Below are 19556 nucleotides of genomic sequence, written 5' to 3' on the forward strand. Positions count from 1 at the left end.
GCCTTACCGCTTTCGCGATGTGATTCTTAAGCGCGACGACGACGGCTTACACCAAACACGCCCGCCAATGCAGCCAGCATTAACAACATGGAGTCGGGTTCCGGCGTTTCGTAAGCTGTTTTATCTGCATAAAAGAGCTGGGTGCAACTAAACTCGCAAACAGTATTCGTCCCCTCCAGAACAGCGCCAAGAGACGAATCAAACTCGAGCCGGAAGTCCCAGTAATAAAAGTATGAGCTACTTTGCACATCACTGAATCCCGTAGTCACCCCCGCAACCTCGTTAGGCGCAGCTAAACCCGAAATTAGTACCGAGGTGATCGCATCCGAGGTCCAACTGAAGCTCAGGGTCTCCTGAAGGACGTTGGAACCGTCGTAAAAGTAAACGGTCGCCCCAAGTACCGTCCCTGCGCACGCGCCGCCCGCGTGAGGGCCCGCAGCAAGACTGAAGCACGTGTTATTGGGAATCAAGAAAGTAGCTTTGCCGTTCCACTGGTTGGGAGACAGAGGCGCCGTGAAAGGCGGATCAAAATCACCCGTGACAATCCCGGCTTGTGCTGAACCAACGGCACCCAGCAACCCCGCGATGACTACCATCGCGCCCAACACAGATTTCACAATGCGGTTGTTCATGATTTTCCTTTCAGCTGACAAATTTGTAAGTCCGCGCAACTATAAGCAAAAGTGATGCCATACGCGTCCGGACAATGTAAGTTACTGATTTAAATTGGAAAAATCCTGACCAATCGGTCTGACTTTCCAGACACCCCTGCCGATATGTAAGGAATACCGACACACAGTCCCACAGATTGCAGCAGGACAGCCTACAGGCTCAGCAGCCGCTCCGCAAAGTCCTCATTGGGCTCTATGCCCAGTCCGTCCCTGGACAGTTCCGGCTTGATGCCGTCGACGAAATACATCTCGATCTCGCCCTTGCCCTTGGCTTCCACCTTGCCGCGATATGTGCAGGCAAAGAAGTCCTTCACCTCGGCGTAGGTGGATGCCGAAATGTTCACCCGGCCCGGTTCGCCGCTGCTCTCCATGCGGCTGGCGATGTTCACCGTGTCACTCCAGATGTCATAGGCGAACTTGTGCTTGCCGATGATGCCGGCGATCACCTCGCCGGTGCTGATCCCCAAGCGGCAGTTCCAGTATTGCGAGCCGGTGATCTGCTTTTCCTTCAGCCGGCGCTGGATGAAGCGCTGCATGGCCAACCCGGCCAGCACGGCGTCCACCGGGTTGCTGCTGTTGGCGTGCGGGATGCCGCCGGCGCACATGTAGGCGTCGCCAATGGTCTTGATCTTTTCCAGCCGGAAGCCGGCCACGATCTCATCGAAGTTGGTGAAGCAGTCGTTCAGCTCCTGGATCAGCTGCTCGGGCGTCATGGTCTCGGTCAGCGCGGTGAAGCCTTTGAAGTCGGTGAACAGCACCGAGACCTTCTTGTAGGTCTTCACCTGCACCTCGCCCTTGTTGCGCAACTCTTCGGCAATCTCGTAGGGCAGGATGTTCTGCATCAGCAGCTGGTTTTTCTCGCCTTCCCGGATCAGCCGGCCGGCCAGCGATTTAAGGATGCCCAGCGTGATTTCCAGGTTGCCCAGCAGCTTGTCCTTGAACACCTGGGCCGGCAGCTTGTACAGGCTGCAGGCCTCCATGGTGGTGATGGAGGCGGTGCGCGGCTCGCCCAGCAGCAGCGCGAATTCACCAATGATGGTGGGTGCGGCCATTTCGCGTATCACCAGGTCGCCCAGGTGCACGCGAAGCTTGCCGCTCTTCAGGATGTACAGCGCATCGGGCTGGTCGCCCTGGCGTATCAGCAGGTGCTCGGGTGGCACCTGGATCTCGTCCAGGTCGCGGGCGATCTGGTCCAGCAGCGCGTGCGGCACCTGCGAGAACACCGCGATTTTTTCAAGCTCCTGGATTTTCTCGTCGTTCATTGCCCGTTATCCCCGGCACCAGAATTGGCTGGAGCCGAGAGTATCGCACCCCTGGATGGCAGTGGCACAACGGCAACCCCGCATTGAGCGGGCACGCAAGTTGCATCACAATGGGCGGCACAGCCACACCCCGCCCACCATGGAACTCACCCCCCGCGAAAAAGACAAGCTGCTGATCTTCACCGCCGCGCTGCTGGCCGAGCGCCGCCGCGCCCGCGGGCTGAAGCTGAATTACCCCGAGTCGGTGGCCCTGATCAGCGCCGCCGTGATGGAGGGCGCGCGCGACGGCAAGACCGTGGCCCAGTTGATGAGCGAGGGCCGCACGGTGCTGACCCGTGCCGACGTGATGGACGGTGTGCCCGAGATGCTGCCCGACATCCAGGTCGAGGCCAGCTTCCCCGATGGCACCAAATTGGTCACCGTCCACCAGCCCATTGCGTGAATGCGGCCAGACGCGCATCACCCCCCATCCATAACAAACCCCAGGAGCCAAGCTACGCCATGAAGCCCATCCGCCCCACCCCCCTGATCGTCGCCGCCCTGGTGCTGGCAGCCAGCACGGCTGCCTTGGCCCACCCCGGCGCAGACGCCGGCAGCCACCACGGCTTCAGCTTCCTGGATGGCCTGCTGCACCCGCTGACCGGGCCAGACCACCTGGCCGCCATGCTGGCCGTGGGCCTGTGGAGCGCGCTGGCGGCGCGCGGCCGGGCGATGTGGCTGGCGCCGCTGGCCTTCATGGCCATGCTGCTGTTGGGCGCCTTGGCGGCGCTGGCCGGCGTGAATCTGCCGGGCGTGGAGCCGGCCATTGCCGCCTCGCTGCTTGTGCTGGGCTTGCTGGTGGCCACGCGCCAGCAGTTGCCGGCTGCGGCCGGCGCGCTGCTGGCGGGCGGCTTCGCGCTGTTCCACGGCCTGGCCCATGGTGGTGAATTCGCCATCGGCGGCAACCCGGTGCCGGCGCTGGCCGGCATGCTGCTGGCCACCGGCGCGTTGCATGCGCTGGGCCTGGGCCTGGGCCTGCTGATGCGCCGGCGCAGCGTGGGGTGGCCGCGCGCAGCCGGCGCGGCCGTGGCGCTGCTGGGCGGCACGCTGCTGGCGCAGATGTTCTGAAAAAAGTACAAGAAGCCACCGCACAAGGAACCCGCCCATGATCCCCGGCGAACTGATCACCGACGGTGCCGACCACCCGCTGAACCCGGGCCGGCGCACCGTCACCCTGGTGGTGCGCAATACCGCCGACCGGCCCATCCAGGTGGGCTCGCACTACCACTTTGCCGAAACCAATGGCGCTTTGGGCTTTGACCGCGCCGCAGCGCAAGGCATGCGGCTGAACATCGCCTCCGGCACGGCGGTGCGCTTCGAGCCCGGCCAGCAGCGCACGGTGGAGCTGTGCGACTACGCCGGTGCGCGTGCCGTCTACGGCTTTCGCGGCCTGACCATGGGGCCGCTGAACGGCACCGCCTCACCCACAGCCGCCGCGCAAGGAGAAGCCTGATGGCCCACATTGGACGGCGCGCCTACGCCGAAATGTTCGGCCCCACCGTGGGCGACCGCATACGCCTGGCCGACACCGAGCTGCTGATCGAGGTGGAGGCTGACTACACCTTGCGCGCCGGTGGCTACGGCGAAGAGGTGAAATTCGGCGGCGGCAAGACCATTCGCGACGGCATGGCGCAAAGCCAGCGCACCCGCTTTCAAGGCGCAGTGGACACGGTGATGACCAACGCGCTGATATTGGACCACTGGGGCATCGTCAAGGCCGACATTGGTTTGAAGGCCGGCCGCATCGTGGCCATCGGCAAGGCCGGCAACCCAGACACGCAGCCCGGCGTGGACATCGTCATTGGCCCGGGCACCGAGGTCATCAGCTGCGAGGGCAACATCGTCACCGCCGGCGGCATTGATTCGCACATCCACTTCATCTGCCCACAGCAGATCGAAGAGGCGCTGGCCTCGGGCGTCACCACCATGCTGGGCGGCGGCACAGGCCCTGCCACCGGCACGCTGGCCACCACCTGCACACCCGGCGCCTGGCACATGGAGCGCATGCTGCAGGCGGCTGACGCCTTCCCCATGAACCTGGGCTTCCTGGGCAAGGGCAACGCTGCCCTGCCTGATGCGCTGCACGAGCAGATCAACGCCGGTGCCATGGGCCTGAAGCTGCATGAGGACTGGGGCACCACACCAGCCGCCATCAGCAACTGCCTGGACGTGGCCGATGCCACCGACACGCAGGTGGCCATCCACTCCGACACGCTGAACGAGTCCGGCTTTGTGGAAAACACCATCGCCGCCACCAAGGGCCGCGGCCTGTGCGCCTTCCACACCGAAGGGGCCGGCGGCGGCCACGCGCCGGACATCCTGCGCGTGGTGGGCGAGGCCAACTTCCTGCCCAGCTCCACCAACCCCACCATGCCCTACACGGTGAACACGCTGGATGAGCATGTGGACATGCTGATGGTGTGCCACCACCTGGACCCCTCCATCCCCGAGGACCTGGCCTTTGCCGAAAGCCGCATCCGCAAGGAGACCATCGCCGCCGAGGACATCCTGCACGACTTGGGCGCCATCAGCATGTTCAGCTCCGACTCACAGGCCATGGGCCGGGTGGGCGAGGTCATCATCCGTTGCTGGCAGACCGCGCACAAGATGAAGCTGCAGCGCGGCAAGCTGCCCGGCGACAACGAGCGCAACGACAACGCGCGCGCCAGGCGCTACATCGCCAAATACACCATCAACCCGGCCATCGCGCACGGCATCTCGCACGAGGTGGGCTCGCTGGAAGTGGGCAAGTGGGCCGACATCGTGGTCTGGAAGCCGGCCTTCTTCGGCGTCAAACCTGCGCTGATACTGAAAGGCGGCAGCATCGCCATGGCGGCCATGGGCGACCCCAATGCGTCCATCCCCACGCCACAGCCGGTGCACTACCGGCCTATGTTCGGCGCCTTTGGCGGCGCCATTGCCCGGGGGTCGCTGACCTTCGTGTCGCAAGCCGGGTTGGCCGCCGGCATCCAGGAGCGCTTTGGCCTGGCCAAGACGCTGAGCGCGGTGAAAAACATACGTGGCGTCACCAAGCGGCAGATGGTGCACAACGACTACCTGCCGAAAATGGAGATCGACGCGCAGACCTACGCCGTGCGCGCCGACGGCCAATTGCTGACTTGCGAGCCGGCAACGGTGCTGCCGATGGCGCAGCGCTACTTTCTGTTTTGAGGAACTATTCGGAACGAGGAGCCAGATGCGCGCGTATCCAGGCCGCGAATTCGGTCTCTTCCAACCCGCCCGCAGCCAATTCAAGCACAGTCAGCGTGGCTTCGGCTTGGCTCACTTGCAAACGCTGGCCGTTGATGGCCAAGAACAAACCCACGGCCAAAAAAGCAGCGCGCTTGTTGCCATCCACGAAGGGGTGGTTCTGCGCCAGCCCGTAACCATAAGCTGCGGCAAGATCCGCCACGTCAGGCTCGCCATAGGCCAGCAAATTCTGAGGGCGCGCCAGGGCAGAATCGAGCAGGCCCGCATCCCTCAAACCCGCCGCACCACCGTGCTCGGCCAGGCTCTCATCGTGCAGCAGCAGCACAGCCCTGCGATTGATCCACCTCCACGAACTCATTTGGCAAGTTGGTGGAAGGTATCGCGGTACTCTCGCATGAATTCGCGGCCTGCTTTCAATTGTTCTTCAAGATCGGGGTCGTAAGGTGTCAAGGTCACCCCATGCGCCACGTCGGTCAGAAAGACAGTGTCTCCTTTTTCCAGTTTCAGGCGGGCCAATACTTCCTTGGGCAGAATCACGCCCACTGAATTACCGATCTGCGTAAGCTTCAAAGCAGCCATGCTGTCCACCCGAGTTATAACAATTGTTATATTATCCGACTGAAGTAGTTTCAACGCAACTCACATCAATTCATATGCTGCAAGTCTCCAAACTGTTAGCCGGCGGCCATGGCCTGGCCCCTGTGCTGCTGAAACGTGCCCACACAGTGGAGCTGGACTGGGACGTGCGCCAGAAAAGCCGCTTTGACGCCGTTGATTCGGCTGGCCGCCAACTGGGCGTGTTCCTGCCGCGCGGCAATGTGGTGCGCGGCGGCGACGTGCTGGTGGGTGAAGACGGCTCGCTGATCCGCGTGCTGGCGGCACCCCAGGCGGTGCTGCGCATCACACATTGCAGCGAACACGGCACGCCGTTTGACCTGTTGCGCGCCGCCTACCACCTGGGCAACCGCCATGTGCCTATTGAACTGAAGCCCGACCACCTGAAGATAGAGCCCGACCACGTGCTGGCCGACATGCTGCGCGCCATGCACCTGATCGTGCGCGAAGTCAATGAGGCCTTCGAGCCCGAAGGCGGCGCCTACAGCGCAGGCGGGCATGGCCATGCGCATGCACACCATGACCATGGACACGATCACGATCACGATCACGGGCATGAGGCGCACGGCCACGAGCAGCACGCGCACGATCACGCCGATGACTATGGCCACGACCACGAGCACCATGGCCACTCGCACAAGCACTGACTGATGCGCTCTGCCCGCCCTGCCCAGCCGTTGCCAGCGGCAAGCCTGTTGCAGCTGATGATGCTGGCCTCGCCAGCGCTGCCGGTGGGCGGTTTCTCGTATTCCGAAGGCCTGGAAGCCTGGGTGGAAGAAAAGACCGGCTGCGCCACCGAAGCCGGCGCAGCCGACTGGCTGTCGGACCAATTGCACCTGACGCAGGCACGCGGCGACCTGGCGGTGCTGGCCAAGGCGGTGCCGGCCTGGCGCCGCGGCGACTGTGCGCATGTCGCCGAGTTGAACGACTGGGTGCTGCAGACCCGCGAGACCAACGAGCTGCGCATGCAAACCGAGCAGATGGGCCGCTCGCTGCTGGATTGGCTGCGCAACCACCCGGCCACGCCGGCCGACGTGCTGCAAGCCGCAACAGCCATGCGCGCCACTTACCCGGTGGCTTTTGCGCTGGCCACCGCCATCACCCAGGCCAGCCTGCGTGAGTGCCTGCTGGCCTATGCCTTCGGCTGGGCCGAGAACATGATGCAGGCCGCCATCAAATCCGTGCCTCTGGGGCAAAGCGCCGGCCAGCGTATCCTGGCGCGGCTGGCTGACGAGATTCCTGCTGCCGTGGACCACGCCATCGGTCTGCAAGACAGCGAACGCCAGGCCTTCTCGCCCATGCTGGCCATCCTGTCGGCGCGGCATGAGACCCAATATTCCCGGTTGTTCCGGTCCTGAACTTTTCCGTCCTTGATTGAAGTCACCACCATGAGCCTGCACCAGATCGCCAACCGCACCAAGAAACTGCCGCCGCTGCGCGTGGGCATAGGCGGCCCCGTGGGTTCGGGCAAGACCACCCTGCTGGAAATGCTGTGCAAGGGCATGCGCGACAAGTACGACCTGGTGGCCGTCACCAACGACATCTACACCAAGGAAGACCAGCGCCTGCTGACCATCAGCGGCGCGCTGCCGGCCGAACGCATCATGGGCGTGGAAACCGGCGGCTGCCCACACACCGCCATCCGCGAGGACGCCTCCATCAACCTGGAAGCCATAGACCGCATGCTGGAAGACTTTCCGAATGCCGACGTGGTATTCATCGAAAGCGGCGGCGACAACCTGGCCGCCACCTTCAGCCCCGAGCTCAGCGACCTGACCATCTACGTGATCGACGTCGCCGCCGGCGAGAAAATCCCACGCAAGGGCGGCCCCGGCATCACCAAGAGCGACCTGTTCGTCATCAACAAGACCGACCTGGCCCCCTACGTGGGCGCCAACCTGGAGGTGATGCGCAGCGACACCGTGCGCATGCGCACGCCCGCCAACGGCCAGTTGAAACCCTTTGTGATGACCAACCTGAAGACCCTCACCGGCCTGGACCAGGTGATTGCATTCATCGAGACCAAGGGGATGCTGCAGGCGGCTTGAGCGACCGCGCAAAGCTTCAGCGTAAAATAGCGCCGCCTCGCGCTGTCGAGGTAATCCCCCAGACAGGAAGCTTGGCCGAGCGGTTTAAGGCACCGGTCTTGAAAACCGGCGATGTTTTACGACATCCGTGAGTTCGAATCTCACAGCTTCCGCCAGACAAAGAAACGGCCCCTTGATGGGGCCGTTTTCTTTTCGCGTGCGACGTTATCTGCCAACGGCTCGCACGTGAATACCTCCAGTTGACTGGATTATTCGGCTGACGCGACTTGACGCGGGATGTCGCCACGCCTATAGTTTCTAAAATTAGAAACCATTGATACAGGCATGACCGCACTGACACTGCACTACCACCCGCTGTCCTCCTATTGTCAGAAAGTGCTGATTGCGCTGGATACGCTGGAACTGGCCGTTGACAAACGCCTGCTGAACCTGGGCGACCCGCACGAGCGTTCGGCCTACTTGGCCATGTGGCCCTTGGGCAAAATGCCACTGCTGGTGGACCAGGGGCGAGCGATCGCGGAAACCAGCATCATCATCGAGTACTTGCAGCAGCACCATGCGCGCCCCGGCCACGCCCTGATCCCGCAAGAGCTGGACGCGGCACTGGAGGTGCGCTTGTGGGACCGCCTGTTTGACCTCTACGTGATGACGCCCATGCAGGCCTTCACCGCCAACATCCTGCGGCCACAAGCCGACCGCGACGCCTATGGCGTGGCCAAGGCACAGGAGGGCCTGGCCTCGGCCTACGCGCTCATCGACCGACACCTCGAAGGCAGAACCTGGGCGGCCGGCAACGCCTTCAGCATGGCCGACTGCGCCGCCGCGCCGGCCCTGTTCTATGCAGTGACGTACATGCCGGTGCCGCAACAGTACCGCCATCTGACAAACTACTTCGACCGCCTGATGGACCACCCGCCCGTAGCACGTACCATTGACCACGCACGGCCCTACTTCAAGTACTACCCTGGGCGCGCTGGTTTGTCCAAGCGATTTTTGGATCCGGCGGATCAATGAGGCTGACCAGCGTCGAAGCCGAGCAGTTGGACCGCATGTTCTTTGCATTGGCTGACACGCAACGCCGCGGCATGCTGGATCTGCTGAGCCGCGGACCGGCATCGGTGTCTGAGCTGGCAGGGCCACTCGACATGGCGCTGCCTTCAGCCGTCAAGCACCTGGCCGTGCTGCAGCAAGGCGGCTTCGTCGCCTCGCGCAAGGCCGGGCGCGTGCGCACCTATCAGATCGCTCCCCAGGCCTTTGGCGCCATGGACGCCTGGCTCGCGGCGCACAAGGCGCAATTGAATGCGCAGTTTGACCGCCTGGCCGCCTACCTGGCCGAACACAAAGACAACACGCCATGACCCCTGTTTCCAGCACGCACACCGATTTCGTCATCGAGCGCAACTATGCCGCTGCACCCGAAGCGGTGTTCCGCGCCTGGGCCGATCCGGCCGCCAAACGCGCCTGGTCCGACTGCCATCCGGAACACACCACGCTCTACCAACTGGACTTTCGGCCGCTGGGGCGCGAAACGCACCAGGTGACCTATCCAGACCGACGCGTGCAGCAGGTGGAGAAATTCTTCCTCGACATAGCGCCCGCGCAGCGCATCGTGTTTGCCTACTCGCTGCAAGTGGACGGCCGGCCGTTGTCCGCATCACTGGTCACGGTCGAATTTTTTGCCAGCGGCAACGGCACGCGCATGGTGTACACCGAGCAACTCGCCTACATGAACGGCCATGAAGACCGTTCCCAGCGCCTGCACGGCACGCAGGAGGGCCTGGACCAGCTCGGCCTGTACCTGTCACAACACTGAAAGCGCTGCTGCATGCAATCCTCTGACGACCCCAACGGCTGGAACAGTTCGGCCCCCGCCTGGCTGACCGAGATGGGCGAGCACGGCGACTACGGCCGCCAGTACGTGCTGGACGCACCGATGCTGGCACGCGTGCAGGGCCGTGGCTTTCGCCGCGCATTGGATGTGGGTTGCGGCGAGGGGCGGTTTTGTCGCCTGCTGCGCGCGCAGGGCATCGCCACCGTGGGCGTCGACCCCACCGCCGCATTGCTGGCGCGCGCTCGCGAGCTGGAGCCTGAGGGCGACTATCTGCAGACCACCGCCGAGGCCATGGTGCTGGAAGCCGGCAGCTTCGACCTGGTGGTCAGTTACCTGTCGTTGATCGACATCGAGCACCTGCAACCCGCCATTGCCAACATGGTGGCCACGCTGCGCCCCGGCGGCACGCTGCTGCTGGCCAACCTGACCAGCTTCAACACCGCAGGCCTGCCGCGCAGCTGGATCACCTGGGCCGATGGCCAGCGGCGCTTCTGCATCGACCACTACCTGGAAGAGAAGGCGCACTGGTCGGTGTGGCGCGGCATGCGCATACGCAACTGGCACCGCCCGCTGAGCACCTACATGGCGGCCTTTCTGGCGCATGGGCTGGTGCTGACCCACTTCGCCGAACCCGAGCCGCAGGGCGGCGACCCGGTCAAGGCCCAACAGTACCGCCGGGTACCTTACTTCCACATCATGGAGTGGCAAAAGCCGGCTGGGTAGCCTGCATCATTGGCAGCAGTCCGGCCGGCTGGAAATAAACAGGCTTTTGTGTTTAAATGAGAATGATTCTCATTTACTATTTGAGCCATGCACACCTGTCACACCCCGGACCCGTCTTCCACCCCTTGCGGTTCCCGCCGGCGCCGCCTGTGGGACATGCCGCACCACTGCCACTGCCCGGTGGTGGGCGTGTGCCTGCCGCTGGACGGCCTGCGCCGGCTGGTGGGCAAGGCGATGGGCGGCCATGCACTGGCAGATGACTACGAGATCCACGTTGGCGCGGTGGCCGAATGCGTGCGCCGCAACCGCTTGAGCGAGCTGCTGCAAGACGAGCTGGACAGGCGCTATGCGCGCGAGCTGCTGGCCTTTCGCCCGGCCAAGAGCGCCGCTGCCGTGGCCGAACTTTGGACACAGGCGGTCGCCAGCGGCGACGTGGCCGGCGCCTTCTGGGCCGCGCTGAGCCACCCACGTTGCGACACGGCCTTGCAGGAACTGCTGTGCCGCGACCTGCACATGCTGCAGCACCAGGCCGGCGCCAGCGTGCGGGTGGACATCAGCCGCTTCAACGCCCTGCTGCTGGAGAACGGCGTGCTGACGCGCGAACTGGCCAAGGTGCAGGAGCGCAGCACCCGCCTGCTGGGCGACAAGGCGCGCGAGCTGGAGCAGGCGCATTTGCAGTTGATAGCGCTGCGCGCCGAATGCCAGGGCAAGGACGCGCAGCTCAGTGCCGTGGCGCAGGAGATGGCGCGCCTGAAGGCTGCGGTGCCGGAACTCGACGCCCAACAGCGCATGCTACAAAAATTGGAGCAATCGACGGCACGCCAGGCCGATCTGGAGCAGCACAACACCGAACTGCGCCAACGGCTTGCAGCGGCCGACAAGGAGCGTGAGACGCAGGCCGCAAGGCCCACGCCGCAAGCCGCGCAACAGCCCAGCCTGCCCGCGCACAGCGCCCCCATTCGCCTGCACCTGGGGGAGAAGACGGTGCTGTGCGTAGGCGGGCGCAGTGGCAGCCTGGCCAGCTACCGCGATGTGGTGGAGCGGGTGGGCGGCCGCTTCATGCACCACGACGGCGGGCTGGAAGACAGCGCCAACGCGCTGGACGCCAGCCTGGCCGCTGCCGACCTGGTGGTGTGCCAGGCCGGTTGCATCAGCCACAACGCCTATTGGCGGGTGAAAGACTTTTGCAAGCGCACCGGCAAGCGCTGCGTGTTTGTGGAGAATCCCAGCGCCAGTTCGCTGGCGCGCGGCCTGGCGCAAATGGCCACCTGAACCTGCCCCACGCGTAGGCGCTGGCGCAGGCCTGGCGTAGGTCGAACGCCACACTGTCACAAGTCGGTGCAAATCAGGAAGCACGCTGCAGATGGATAGCCTAAAATCCTGGTATTGCTATCAGCACGCTTGCCGTGCACCTTATGACGCCTGACAACCCCAACAAACCGCCGGACACGCGCAGCGGCAACCTGTTCCCGGACTTTGAGCAAGACTCCAAGACCCGGCCTATGGGGCTGCACGAAATGCCTGCGCCGGCGCAGTACGAATTGGCATTGAACGTGATCGCCCAGTACCACCCGCGCATCTCCGCCACCATCTCGTCCATCTGGGGCCACCAGGAATGCGGTGACTACATCGCCAACCTGATCATGAGCGGCGGCGACGGCATCGGCCGGGCCCGCGTGGGCTTCCGCCCGGCTGTGTCTTCCGCGCTGATGAGCCTGGCCACGCTGCACGACGAAAAGTTCGTCGGCGACGCGCCCAAGATGAACCCGTTCAACCTGCGCTGACCCCTTTCCCAGAAAGCCAACCGCGATCCGGTTGGCTTTTTTTCGTCGCTTTACATTTTGTATACAAAATAGATATGCGCCTGCTGCCAGCCTCCCTTCACTCTTCCCATCGTCGAATTCCTGTCCTGCTGGCCGCTGCCCTGGCCCTGTGCTGCGGCACCGCGCCAGCCCACGACATCCCCACGTCACCGCGCGCCATACCCGCCCCGAGGGACGTGGCCTACCCCGGCACGTTGAAGCTGGAGGTGGACCTGACCGACTTGGACCACCGCGTGATGCAGGTGCGCGAAACCCTGCCGGTGAAGCCGGGCCCGTTGACGCTGCTGTACCCGCGCTGGCTGGCCGGCAGCCACCAACCCGGCGGCCCCGTCAACAAGCTGGCTGGGTTGCAGATCAGTGCCAACGGCCAGCCGTTGGCATGGAAGCGCGACACACTGGACACCCATGCCTTCCAGCTGGACATACCGGCCGGTGCAAGTGTGCTGAACATCAGCTACCAGTTCCTGTCGCCGTTGACCACTGGCAACGGCCGCGTGGTGATGACGCAGGAAATCGTGGGCCTGCAATGGAACACCGTGGCCCTGTACCCGGCCGGTCATGCCGTCAGTGGCATCCAGGTGCAGGCCAACGTGCGTGTGCCCACCGGCTGGCAGACCGCCAGCGCACTGGATGTGGCGCAGCGGGACGGCGACGTGATCGCCTTCAAGCCGCTGAGCCTGGAGCGTCTGGTGGATTCGCCCATGTGGGCCGGCAAGTACACGCGCCGCATCGAGCTGGACACCACGCCCGGCAAGGCGCCGGTGTACCTGAACCTGTTTGCGGACAGCCCTGCCAGCCTGGAGGCCACGCCAGAGCAGATTGAGTGGCACAAGCAACTTGTGCGGCAGGCTGACAAGGTGTTCGCGTCGCGACACTTTGCGCGCTATGAGTTCCTGCTGGCGCTGAGCGAGAACTTCTCCGGCATTGGCCTGGAGCACTCCGAATCCAGCGAGAACGGCGTCGGCCCTGGTTACTTCACCGAATGGAAGAAGAGTACCGGCGCGCACGGCCTGTTGCCGCATGAAATGTCGCATTCGTGGAACGGCAAGTACCGCCGCCCGGCCGACCTGTACACGCCCAACTACAACGTGCCCATGCAGGGCAGCCTGCTGTGGATTTATGAAGGCCAGACGCAGTACTGGGGCTGGGTGCTGGCCGGCCGTTCCGGCTTGGTGCCGCTGGCCGATTCGCTGGACGAACTGGCCGCCACTGCCGCCGGCCTGCACGCGCGCGCCGGCCGCGCCTGGCGCAACCTGCAGGACACCACCAACGAGCCCATCATCAGCCAGCGCGCGCTGCTCGACTGGCCGGACTGGCAGCGTCGCGAGGAATACTATTTCGAAGGCCAGATGATCTGGCTGGACGCCGACAGCAAAATCCGCGAGCTGACCCAGGGCGTCAGGAGCCTGGACGACGTGGCCCGCGCCTTCTTCGGCGTGGAAGATGGACGCGTGACAACGCTGACCTACACCTTAGCCGACTACGTGAAGGCGCTGAACGCGGTGGCGCCGCACGACTGGGCAGCCTTTCTCAGCCAGCGCGTGGACGGCCACAGCAACGCCAACCTGCTGGACGGCATCACGCGCAACGGCTGGAAGCTGGTCTTCACCGACAAGCAAAGCGAATGGGCCAAAGCCCAGGAAGTGACGCGGCGCAGCACTGATTTCGCCTACTCGCTGGGCTTCAGCCTGGACCGCGATGCCAAGCTGACCAGCCTGCAATGGGGCGGCCCGGCCTTCAAGGCCGGTATGACGGCGTCCATGCAGTTGCTGGCCGTCAACGGTTTTGCCTACAAGCCTGAACTGCTGCGCGAGGCCATCGCCAAAGCCCGGGACGGCAGCGGCGTGGAACTGCTGGTGAAGTACGAGAACCGCTACCGCACGTTCAGAATCGACTACCGCGACGGTGTGCGCTACCCCAAGCTGGAGCGCGTGGCGGACAAGCCCGACGGGCTGACGCCGCTGCTGTCGGCAAAGTAACCAGGCCTAGCCCCAGAGATCGAGGGGCGGCTCCATCACCACCGCGCGCAGGATGTCGGCGCGCGAGATGAAGCCCTGCAGCTGTCCATGCTCGTCCACTACGGGTAGCCCCGGCAGCCCGGCGTCCAGAAGCCTGCGGGCCACGCGGCGTATGTCGGTGTCGGGTGCCACGGTGGGCACCGGCGCCAGCATGATGTCGCCCACCCCCTGCTGCAAGAAAGCGCGCCACACCAGCGCGCTGGCCTCGGGCGACGGCAGGCGCTCGGCCTGCAACAGGTCGGCACGCGTCAACAGGCCAACCAGCACATTGCGCTCATTGACCACCGGCGCCTGGCCCACGCCGCGCTGAGCCAGCGTCTGCCAGGCTTCGATGATGGTCATGGCCAGCGGCAGCGTCACCACTTCGCGGGTCATCAGCTCGTCCACCCGGGTCAGCCGGTGGCGCCCCTCGGGCTTTTGCACCTGCGCGTAAGCGTGCAAAGCCTCGTCGCGCACGGTCACGGGCGGCGGCTGTTGTGGCAGGCCGGTGTCGGCGGCGCTGAAGGCGATCTCCGGCACGCCCACCGTGCGCTCGGTGGGTTGCACCGGCGTGACCGAATTCACCTTCAGCTCAGCCATGAGGGGACGCGCTCCTTCGGAGGTTTACCAACCCATGGTATCGGAGCCGGCCTTGTCGAGCAAGGCGACATGCGCCGCCGGAGGGGGCAAGTCGGCTTCAGCTAGCGGGAAGAAACAGGCCCTGCAAATCGCTGAGGAAGTCGAACCCCTTGTCCGTCGGCCACACGCGCTGGAAATCGCGCGCGATCAGCCCCTTGCGCTCGGCCTCTTCCAGCGGTTTCTGGATGGCGGTAAGCGCCAGGCCGGTGCGCTCGAAGAAATCCTGCAGGGCAAAGCCCTCTTTCAGCCGCAGCGCGTTCAGCATGAACTCGAACGGCAGCTCGTCGCGGCCCACCTCGTTCTCCAGCGCCAGCGGCTGGCCGGCCAGCGCGCTGTCCATGTACAGGCGCGGCTCGCGCTTGCGCACCTGGCGCATCACGCGGTGGGCAAAGCTGAGTTTGCTGTGTGCGCCGGCGCCAATCCCCAGGTAGTCGCCAAAGCCCCAGTAGTTCAGGTTGTGGGTGCAGCGGTGGCCGCGCCGGGCGTAGGCCGACACCTCGTAGCGCTCCAGCCCGGCCTCACCGGTCAGCTCGGTGATGCGGTCCATCATCTGGTAGGCGCTGTCGTCGTCGGGCAGCGCTGGCGGGTACTTGGCGAAGTAGGTGTTGGGCTCCAGCGTCAGGTGGTAGATGGAGATGTGCGGCGGCGCGAACTGCAAGGCTGTGCGCACATCCGTCTCCAGGTCTTGCAGCGTCTGGCCCGGCAGCGCGTACATGATGTCCAGGTTGAAGGTGTCAAAGGCATGGGCCGCTTCCTCTACCGCCGCCAGCGCCTGCGCGCGGTCGTGCACGCGGCCCAGTGCCAACAGGTGCGCGTCGTTGAAGCTTTGCACACCCACCGACAGGCGAGTGACACCGGCCGCGCGGAAGGCCTTGAAACGGTCCCGCTCGAAGGTGCCGGGGTTGGCCTCCAGCGTGATCTCGCAGCGCGCCTCCAGCCGCAGGCGCGAGCGCAGGTCGCTGATCAGCCGGTCGATGGACTCGGGTGAAAACAGGCTGGGTGTGCCGCCACCGATGAACACGCTGTGGATGGTGCGCCCCCACACCAGTGGCAACGCGGCCTCCAGGTCGGCCATCAGTGCGTCCAGGTAGCGCGCCTCGGGCAGGGCACCACGGTCCGCCATCTCGTGCGAGTTGAAGTCGCAGTACGGACACTTCTTCAGGCACCAGGGCAGGTGCACGTACAGCGACAGAGGTGGCAGCGATGACAGTTGCAGGGCGCCGGGCCGCAGGTAGTGCTGGATGTCCTGGATCACCGGCGCCGCGCCAGTAGCCGGCTCGCTGTGCAGCGGAATCACAACCAGCGCTCCCGCATCAACTCAACCATCTGGCGGGCGGCGCGACCGCGGTGGCTGTTGGCGTTTTTCACCTCCACCGGCAACTGGGCGAAGGTCTTGCCAAATTCAGGGATGAACATCACCGGGTCGAAACCGAAGCCGTTGCTGCCCAGCGGCTCGCGGCTGATCTCGCCGCTGACGCGGCCCACCGCGATCAGCGGCTCGGGGTCCAGCTCGCTGCGCACCGCCACCAGCGTGCTGACCATGGCGGCGCGGCGGTTGTCCAGCGCCGCCATCTGCTCCAGCAGCGCCACCACATTGTTGTCGTCACTCTTGGGGTAGCCGAACTGGGTGGCGTAGTAGGCGGTCTGCACACCGGGCAGGCCGCCAAAGGCGTCCACACAGATGCCGGCATCGTCGGCCAGTGCCGGCAGGCCACTCAATTTGGCCGCGTGGCGCGCCTTGGTCAGCGCGTTTTCCACAAAGGTGTGAAAGGGCTCAGGCGCCTCGGGGATGCCCAGCTCCCCCTGGCGCACCAGTTCCAGGCCCAGCGGCGCCAGCATGGCCTGCAGCTCCAGCAGCTTGCCGGGGTTGTTGGAGGCCAGCACGATCTTCTTCACGGCACGCACCCTGGTCTCAAGCTTCTTTCAGCGCCCGGGCCTGTGCCTGCACCAACTCGCCAATGCCCTTCTCGGCCAGCGCCAACAGCTTGTCCATCTCGGCCCTGGTGAAGGCCACGCCTTCGGCGGTGCCCTGCACTTCCACATAGTGGCCGGCACCGGTCATCACCACGTTCATGTCGGTGTCGCAGGCCGAGTCTTCGGTGTATTCCAGGTCCAGCAGCGGCGTGCCCTGCACGATGCCCACCGAGATGGCAGCCACCGGCCCGAGGATGGGCGTGGCGGTCAGCTTAGCCGAAGCCAGCAAGCCGTTGACCGCGTCTTGCGCTGCGACAAAGGCACCGGTGATGGCGGCGGTGCGGGTGCCGCCATCGGCCTGCAGCACGTCGCAATCCAGGTGAATGGTGCGCTCGCCCAGCTTGGCCAGGTCAAACACGCTGCGCAGCGAACGGCCTATCAGGCGCTGGATCTCCTGCGTGCGCCCGCTTTGCTTGCCGCGCGCGGCCTCGCGGTCGCTGCGGGTGTGGGTGGCGCGCGGCAGCATGCCGTATTCGGCGGTGACCCAGCCCTCGCCGCTGCCGCGCTTGTGCGGCGGCACTTTCTCCTCCACCGACGCGGTGCACAGCACCTTGGTGTTGCCAAAGGCGATCAGCACCGAGCCTTCGGCGTGCATGGTGTAGCGGCGCGTGATGGTTACCGGCCGCAACTGGTCAGCGGCACGGCCGCCGCTTCGGACAAATTCACTCATGTCAAACCTTAAGAAATTGGAGGAAAAGCCGGCGCTGGCGCGCCGGCACCGTTGTCAGGAACGTTTTGCGGCGGAACGGCGTATGGCTTCGTTGATCTCGGCAATCGAGCGCTCGATGGCGTCGTCGTCCAGGTCGCCCTCGTTGGGGTCCAGCCAGCCGGCCTGCACGGTAGAGGCAAACACGCCGTCGCTGATGGTGTCGGTGGAGATGCTGGCGCGGGTGGTTTCGAAGCCGTCGGGCGTTTCCCACTCCAGCGCGATCACGGTGACGTTGTCGCTGGTGCGCCCGCCCTTGACCAACGCCTGCTCCACGATCTCGGGCACGCCATCGGCCACCGGGCGGCTGCCCAGCTCGTGGGTGATGACGTCATCGGGCAGGTTGCTCCACAGCCCGTCCGAGCACAGCATCAGCTTGTCACCCTGCTGCAACGGCGTGGTTTCTGAAATGTCGAACACCGGCTTGGTGGGCGAGCCCAGGCAGGTGAACAGGATGTTGCGGTTGGCGCGTATGGCAGGGTGCGCCATGGCGGCGGCGGTCATGTGCTTTTGCTCCATGTAGGAGTGGTCGCGCGTGCGCGTCAGCATCTCGGTGCCGCGAATCAGGTACAGGCGCGAATCGCCGCAGTGCGCCCAGGTGGCGGCGCCGTCCTGCACCAGCGCGGCCACCACGGTGGTGCGCGGCGTGTCCATCATGCCCTTGTCGATGGCATAGCGCAGGATCTGGCGGTGCGCCGCCAGCACGGCAGCCGTCAGGAAGGCCGGCACGTCAACGATGCCCAGCTTGGCTTCCTTCTGGTAGAACGCCGACATGGTCTGCAGGGCCACCTGCGCGGCGACTTCACCCTCGGGGTGGCCGCCCATGCCGTCGGCCAGCAGCAGGATGCACGAATCGCGCGTGTAGCAGTAGCCCATGCGGTCTTCGTTCTTCTCGCGCCCGCCCCTGCGGCTGACCTGGAACACCGAGAACTTCATTTCGGCTTGGCCCCGATGTTGGTCACCACCCCTTTGACGTTCTTCTTGGTGTCGGTGACCATGGTGTCAAACTGCATGCGCACCTTCTCGCCGACCGACAGCTTGGTGTAGCGGCGTTCGCCCTCGCGGCTGAGCTCCTTTTGCAGCGCAAACACCGACTGCGGGCGCGACAGCGGGTCCAGCGCCATGCACCACTCCACCACTTCAATCAGGTTGTCCGAATAAATGCCGCGCAGGCGCGACAGGGCGATGGCGATGCGGTCTTTCTCCAGCCGCTGCGGCGCCTCGTTGGGCGGGTAGCCCTGCATGCAGGCGTACATGCAGGCACCGATGGCGTAGATGTCGGTCCACGGGCCCATGGAGGAGTCGCGCCGGTACATTTCGGGCGCGGCAAAGCCAGGGGTGTACATGGGGCGGATGAAATTGCCCTCTTTGCTCAGCACCTCGCGAGCGGCGCCGAAGTCGATCAGCACCGACTTGTTGTCGTCGGTGATGAAGATGTTGGCCGGCTTGATGTCCAGGTGCAGCATCTTGTGCTGGTGCACGATGCGCAGGCCGCGCAGGATCTCGTCGAACAAAGAGCGTATGGTGGACTCGCGGAACACCTTGGCCTGCTTCAGGTCGCGCGCGGTGATGATGAAGTCCTGCAGGGCGGCGCCCTCCAGGTAGTTCATCACCATGTAGACGGTCTCGTTCTCGCGGAAGAAGTTCATCACGCTGACCACCGAGGGGTGGGAGATCTGCGCCAGCGAGCGCCCTTCTTCAAAGAAGCTCTTCAGCCCCAGCCGGTACAGCGACAGCTTCTCGGACGGCACCTGCGGCAGCAGCTCGCCGGGCGCGCGCGTGGCCAGTGAAGACGGCAGGTATTCCTTCACCGCCACCTGCTGGCCTTCCGAATCCAGCGCCAGGTAAACCACGCCGAAACCGCCGGCAGCCACCTTGCGGACGATGCGGTAGCCGCCGATGACGGTGTCCGGCGGCAGGGGAGCGGGTTTGACCTTCGACATATTTTGGAATGTGCCTGCGGCTGAGGGGGGTGAACCGGGTTATTCTTGGGACGTTTTTTGCAACCCAAAGTCTCC

The 19556-nt window shown here is 64.7% G+C and carries 24 protein-coding genes and 1 tRNA gene; 15 read left to right on the forward strand and 10 right to left on the reverse strand.

What is annotated here, in order from left to right; translation table 11 throughout:
- Window positions 1-26: 26 nt before the first annotated feature.
- Together AC1DX2_RS11865 and AC1DX2_RS11870 are read right to left on the reverse strand one after the other, a co-directional pair.
- Window positions 27-632 carry a PEP-CTERM sorting domain-containing protein gene (locus tag AC1DX2_RS11865; protein WP_477196545.1) on the reverse strand — a complete coding sequence of 202 codons (606 nt, stop codon included), beginning with the start codon at window positions 630-632 and terminating at the stop codon, window positions 27-29.
- Between the two features lie 191 nt (window positions 633-823).
- On the reverse strand, window positions 824-1933 hold the full coding sequence (locus AC1DX2_RS11870; RefSeq protein ID WP_477196546.1) for an adenylate/guanylate cyclase domain-containing protein: 1110 nt from the start codon (window positions 1931-1933) through the stop codon (window positions 824-826).
- A 139-nt stretch (window positions 1934-2072) separates the two neighbouring features.
- On the opposite strand from AC1DX2_RS11870, the gene AC1DX2_RS11875 reads away from it, so the two are divergent.
- From AC1DX2_RS11875 to ureC, 4 genes are read left to right on the forward strand one after another with little or no spacing between them, the layout of a single operon-like run.
- Window positions 2073-2375, forward strand: coding sequence for an urease subunit gamma (locus AC1DX2_RS11875; RefSeq protein WP_477196547.1), 303 nt, complete (start codon window positions 2073-2075; stop codon window positions 2373-2375).
- 59 nt (window positions 2376-2434) lie between these two features.
- Window positions 2435-3040 carry a HupE/UreJ family protein gene (locus AC1DX2_RS11880; RefSeq protein ID WP_477196548.1) on the forward strand — a complete coding sequence of 202 codons (606 nt, stop codon included), beginning with the start codon at window positions 2435-2437 and terminating at the stop codon, window positions 3038-3040.
- 37 nt (window positions 3041-3077) lie between these two features.
- Complete coding sequence (locus tag AC1DX2_RS11885) at window positions 3078-3425, forward strand: urease subunit beta (protein WP_477196549.1); 348 nt, start codon at window positions 3078-3080, stop codon at window positions 3423-3425.
- Complete coding sequence (gene ureC, locus AC1DX2_RS11890; RefSeq protein WP_477196550.1) at window positions 3425-5143, forward strand: urease subunit alpha; 1719 nt, start codon at window positions 3425-3427, stop codon at window positions 5141-5143. The genes AC1DX2_RS11885 and ureC overlap by 1 nt, the downstream gene beginning before the upstream one ends.
- A gap of 4 nt (window positions 5144-5147) precedes the next feature.
- Here ureC and AC1DX2_RS11895 read toward each other — a convergent pair whose 3' ends face one another.
- Both AC1DX2_RS11895 and AC1DX2_RS11900 read right to left on the reverse strand, forming a co-directional pair.
- Window positions 5148-5540 (reverse strand): type II toxin-antitoxin system death-on-curing family toxin, encoded by a 393-nt coding sequence (locus AC1DX2_RS11895; RefSeq protein ID WP_477196551.1) that lies wholly within the window; start codon window positions 5538-5540, stop codon window positions 5148-5150.
- A complete protein-coding gene (locus AC1DX2_RS11900; RefSeq protein WP_477196552.1) occupies window positions 5537-5761 on the reverse strand; it encodes an AbrB/MazE/SpoVT family DNA-binding domain-containing protein in 225 nt (74 codons plus the stop codon). Before AC1DX2_RS11900 ends, AC1DX2_RS11895 begins: the two co-directional genes overlap by 4 nt.
- A 74-nt stretch (window positions 5762-5835) precedes the next feature.
- Here AC1DX2_RS11900 and ureE point away from each other — a divergent pair, with 74 nt between their 5' ends.
- The 11 genes from ureE (at window position 5836) to AC1DX2_RS11955 (ending at window position 14201) form a co-directional block, all read left to right on the forward strand.
- Entirely contained in the window at window positions 5836-6444 is a 609-nt protein-coding gene (ureE, locus tag AC1DX2_RS11905; RefSeq protein ID WP_477196553.1) for an urease accessory protein UreE, read from the forward strand.
- A gap of 3 nt (window positions 6445-6447) precedes the next feature.
- A complete protein-coding gene (locus AC1DX2_RS11910; protein ID WP_477196554.1) occupies window positions 6448-7155 on the forward strand; it encodes an urease accessory protein UreF in 708 nt (235 codons plus the stop codon).
- Window positions 7156-7185: 30 nt separating this feature from the next.
- Complete coding sequence (gene ureG, locus AC1DX2_RS11915; protein ID WP_477196555.1) at window positions 7186-7845, forward strand: urease accessory protein UreG; 660 nt, start codon at window positions 7186-7188, stop codon at window positions 7843-7845.
- 65 nt (window positions 7846-7910) lie between these two features.
- Window positions 7911-8000, forward strand: a tRNA-Ser gene (locus AC1DX2_RS11920).
- 169 nt (window positions 8001-8169) lie between these two features.
- Complete coding sequence (locus AC1DX2_RS11925; RefSeq protein ID WP_477196556.1) at window positions 8170-8859, forward strand: glutathione S-transferase family protein; 690 nt, start codon at window positions 8170-8172, stop codon at window positions 8857-8859.
- On the forward strand, window positions 8856-9203 hold the full coding sequence (locus AC1DX2_RS11930) for an ArsR/SmtB family transcription factor (protein WP_477196557.1): 348 nt from the start codon (window positions 8856-8858) through the stop codon (window positions 9201-9203). Before AC1DX2_RS11925 ends, AC1DX2_RS11930 begins: the two co-directional genes overlap by 4 nt.
- The gene (locus AC1DX2_RS11935; RefSeq protein WP_477196558.1) at window positions 9200-9658 is read left to right on the forward strand and encodes an SRPBCC family protein; all 459 of its coding nucleotides are present in this window, start codon (window positions 9200-9202) and stop codon (window positions 9656-9658) included. Before AC1DX2_RS11930 ends, AC1DX2_RS11935 begins: the two co-directional genes overlap by 4 nt.
- A 12-nt stretch (window positions 9659-9670) precedes the next feature.
- Window positions 9671-10399, forward strand: a complete 729-nt coding sequence (locus tag AC1DX2_RS11940) for a class I SAM-dependent methyltransferase (protein WP_477196559.1) — start codon at window positions 9671-9673, stop codon at window positions 10397-10399.
- 87 nt (window positions 10400-10486) lie between these two features.
- Window positions 10487-11671: a DUF2325 domain-containing protein gene (locus tag AC1DX2_RS11945; RefSeq protein WP_477196560.1), complete on the forward strand. Its 1185-nt coding sequence runs from the start codon at window positions 10487-10489 to the stop codon at window positions 11669-11671.
- 143 nt (window positions 11672-11814) lie between these two features.
- Complete coding sequence (locus tag AC1DX2_RS11950; RefSeq protein ID WP_477196561.1) at window positions 11815-12183, forward strand: hypothetical protein; 369 nt, start codon at window positions 11815-11817, stop codon at window positions 12181-12183.
- Between the two features lie 74 nt (window positions 12184-12257).
- On the forward strand, window positions 12258-14201 hold the full coding sequence (locus AC1DX2_RS11955; protein ID WP_477196562.1) for a M61 family metallopeptidase: 1944 nt from the start codon (window positions 12258-12260) through the stop codon (window positions 14199-14201).
- 6 nt (window positions 14202-14207) lie between these two features.
- Here AC1DX2_RS11955 and AC1DX2_RS11960 read toward each other — a convergent pair whose 3' ends face one another.
- The 6 genes from AC1DX2_RS11960 to AC1DX2_RS11985 all read right to left on the reverse strand — a co-directional run bounded on the left by AC1DX2_RS11960 (window position 14208) and on the right by AC1DX2_RS11985 (window position 19481).
- Entirely contained in the window at window positions 14208-14819 is a 612-nt protein-coding gene (locus AC1DX2_RS11960) for a CBS domain-containing protein (RefSeq protein ID WP_477196563.1), read from the reverse strand.
- A 97-nt stretch (window positions 14820-14916) separates the two neighbouring features.
- The gene (hemW, locus tag AC1DX2_RS11965) at window positions 14917-16152 is read right to left on the reverse strand and encodes a radical SAM family heme chaperone HemW (protein ID WP_477196676.1); all 1236 of its coding nucleotides are present in this window, start codon (window positions 16150-16152) and stop codon (window positions 14917-14919) included.
- The gene (gene rdgB / locus AC1DX2_RS11970) at window positions 16152-16754 is read right to left on the reverse strand and encodes an RdgB/HAM1 family non-canonical purine NTP pyrophosphatase (RefSeq protein WP_477196564.1); all 603 of its coding nucleotides are present in this window, start codon (window positions 16752-16754) and stop codon (window positions 16152-16154) included. The genes hemW and rdgB overlap by 1 nt, the downstream gene beginning before the upstream one ends.
- Before the next feature lie 16 nt (window positions 16755-16770).
- A complete protein-coding gene (gene rph, locus AC1DX2_RS11975; protein ID WP_477196565.1) occupies window positions 16771-17502 on the reverse strand; it encodes a ribonuclease PH in 732 nt (243 codons plus the stop codon).
- 54 nt (window positions 17503-17556) lie between these two features.
- Window positions 17557-18474: a PP2C family protein-serine/threonine phosphatase gene (locus tag AC1DX2_RS11980; protein WP_477196566.1), complete on the reverse strand. Its 918-nt coding sequence runs from the start codon at window positions 18472-18474 to the stop codon at window positions 17557-17559.
- A complete protein-coding gene (locus tag AC1DX2_RS11985) occupies window positions 18471-19481 on the reverse strand; it encodes a serine/threonine protein kinase (protein WP_477196567.1) in 1011 nt (336 codons plus the stop codon). Before AC1DX2_RS11985 ends, AC1DX2_RS11980 begins: the two co-directional genes overlap by 4 nt.
- Window positions 19482-19556 lie beyond the last annotated feature (75 nt).

The organism is Hylemonella sp. P2_B10 (genome assembly GCF_056404875.1).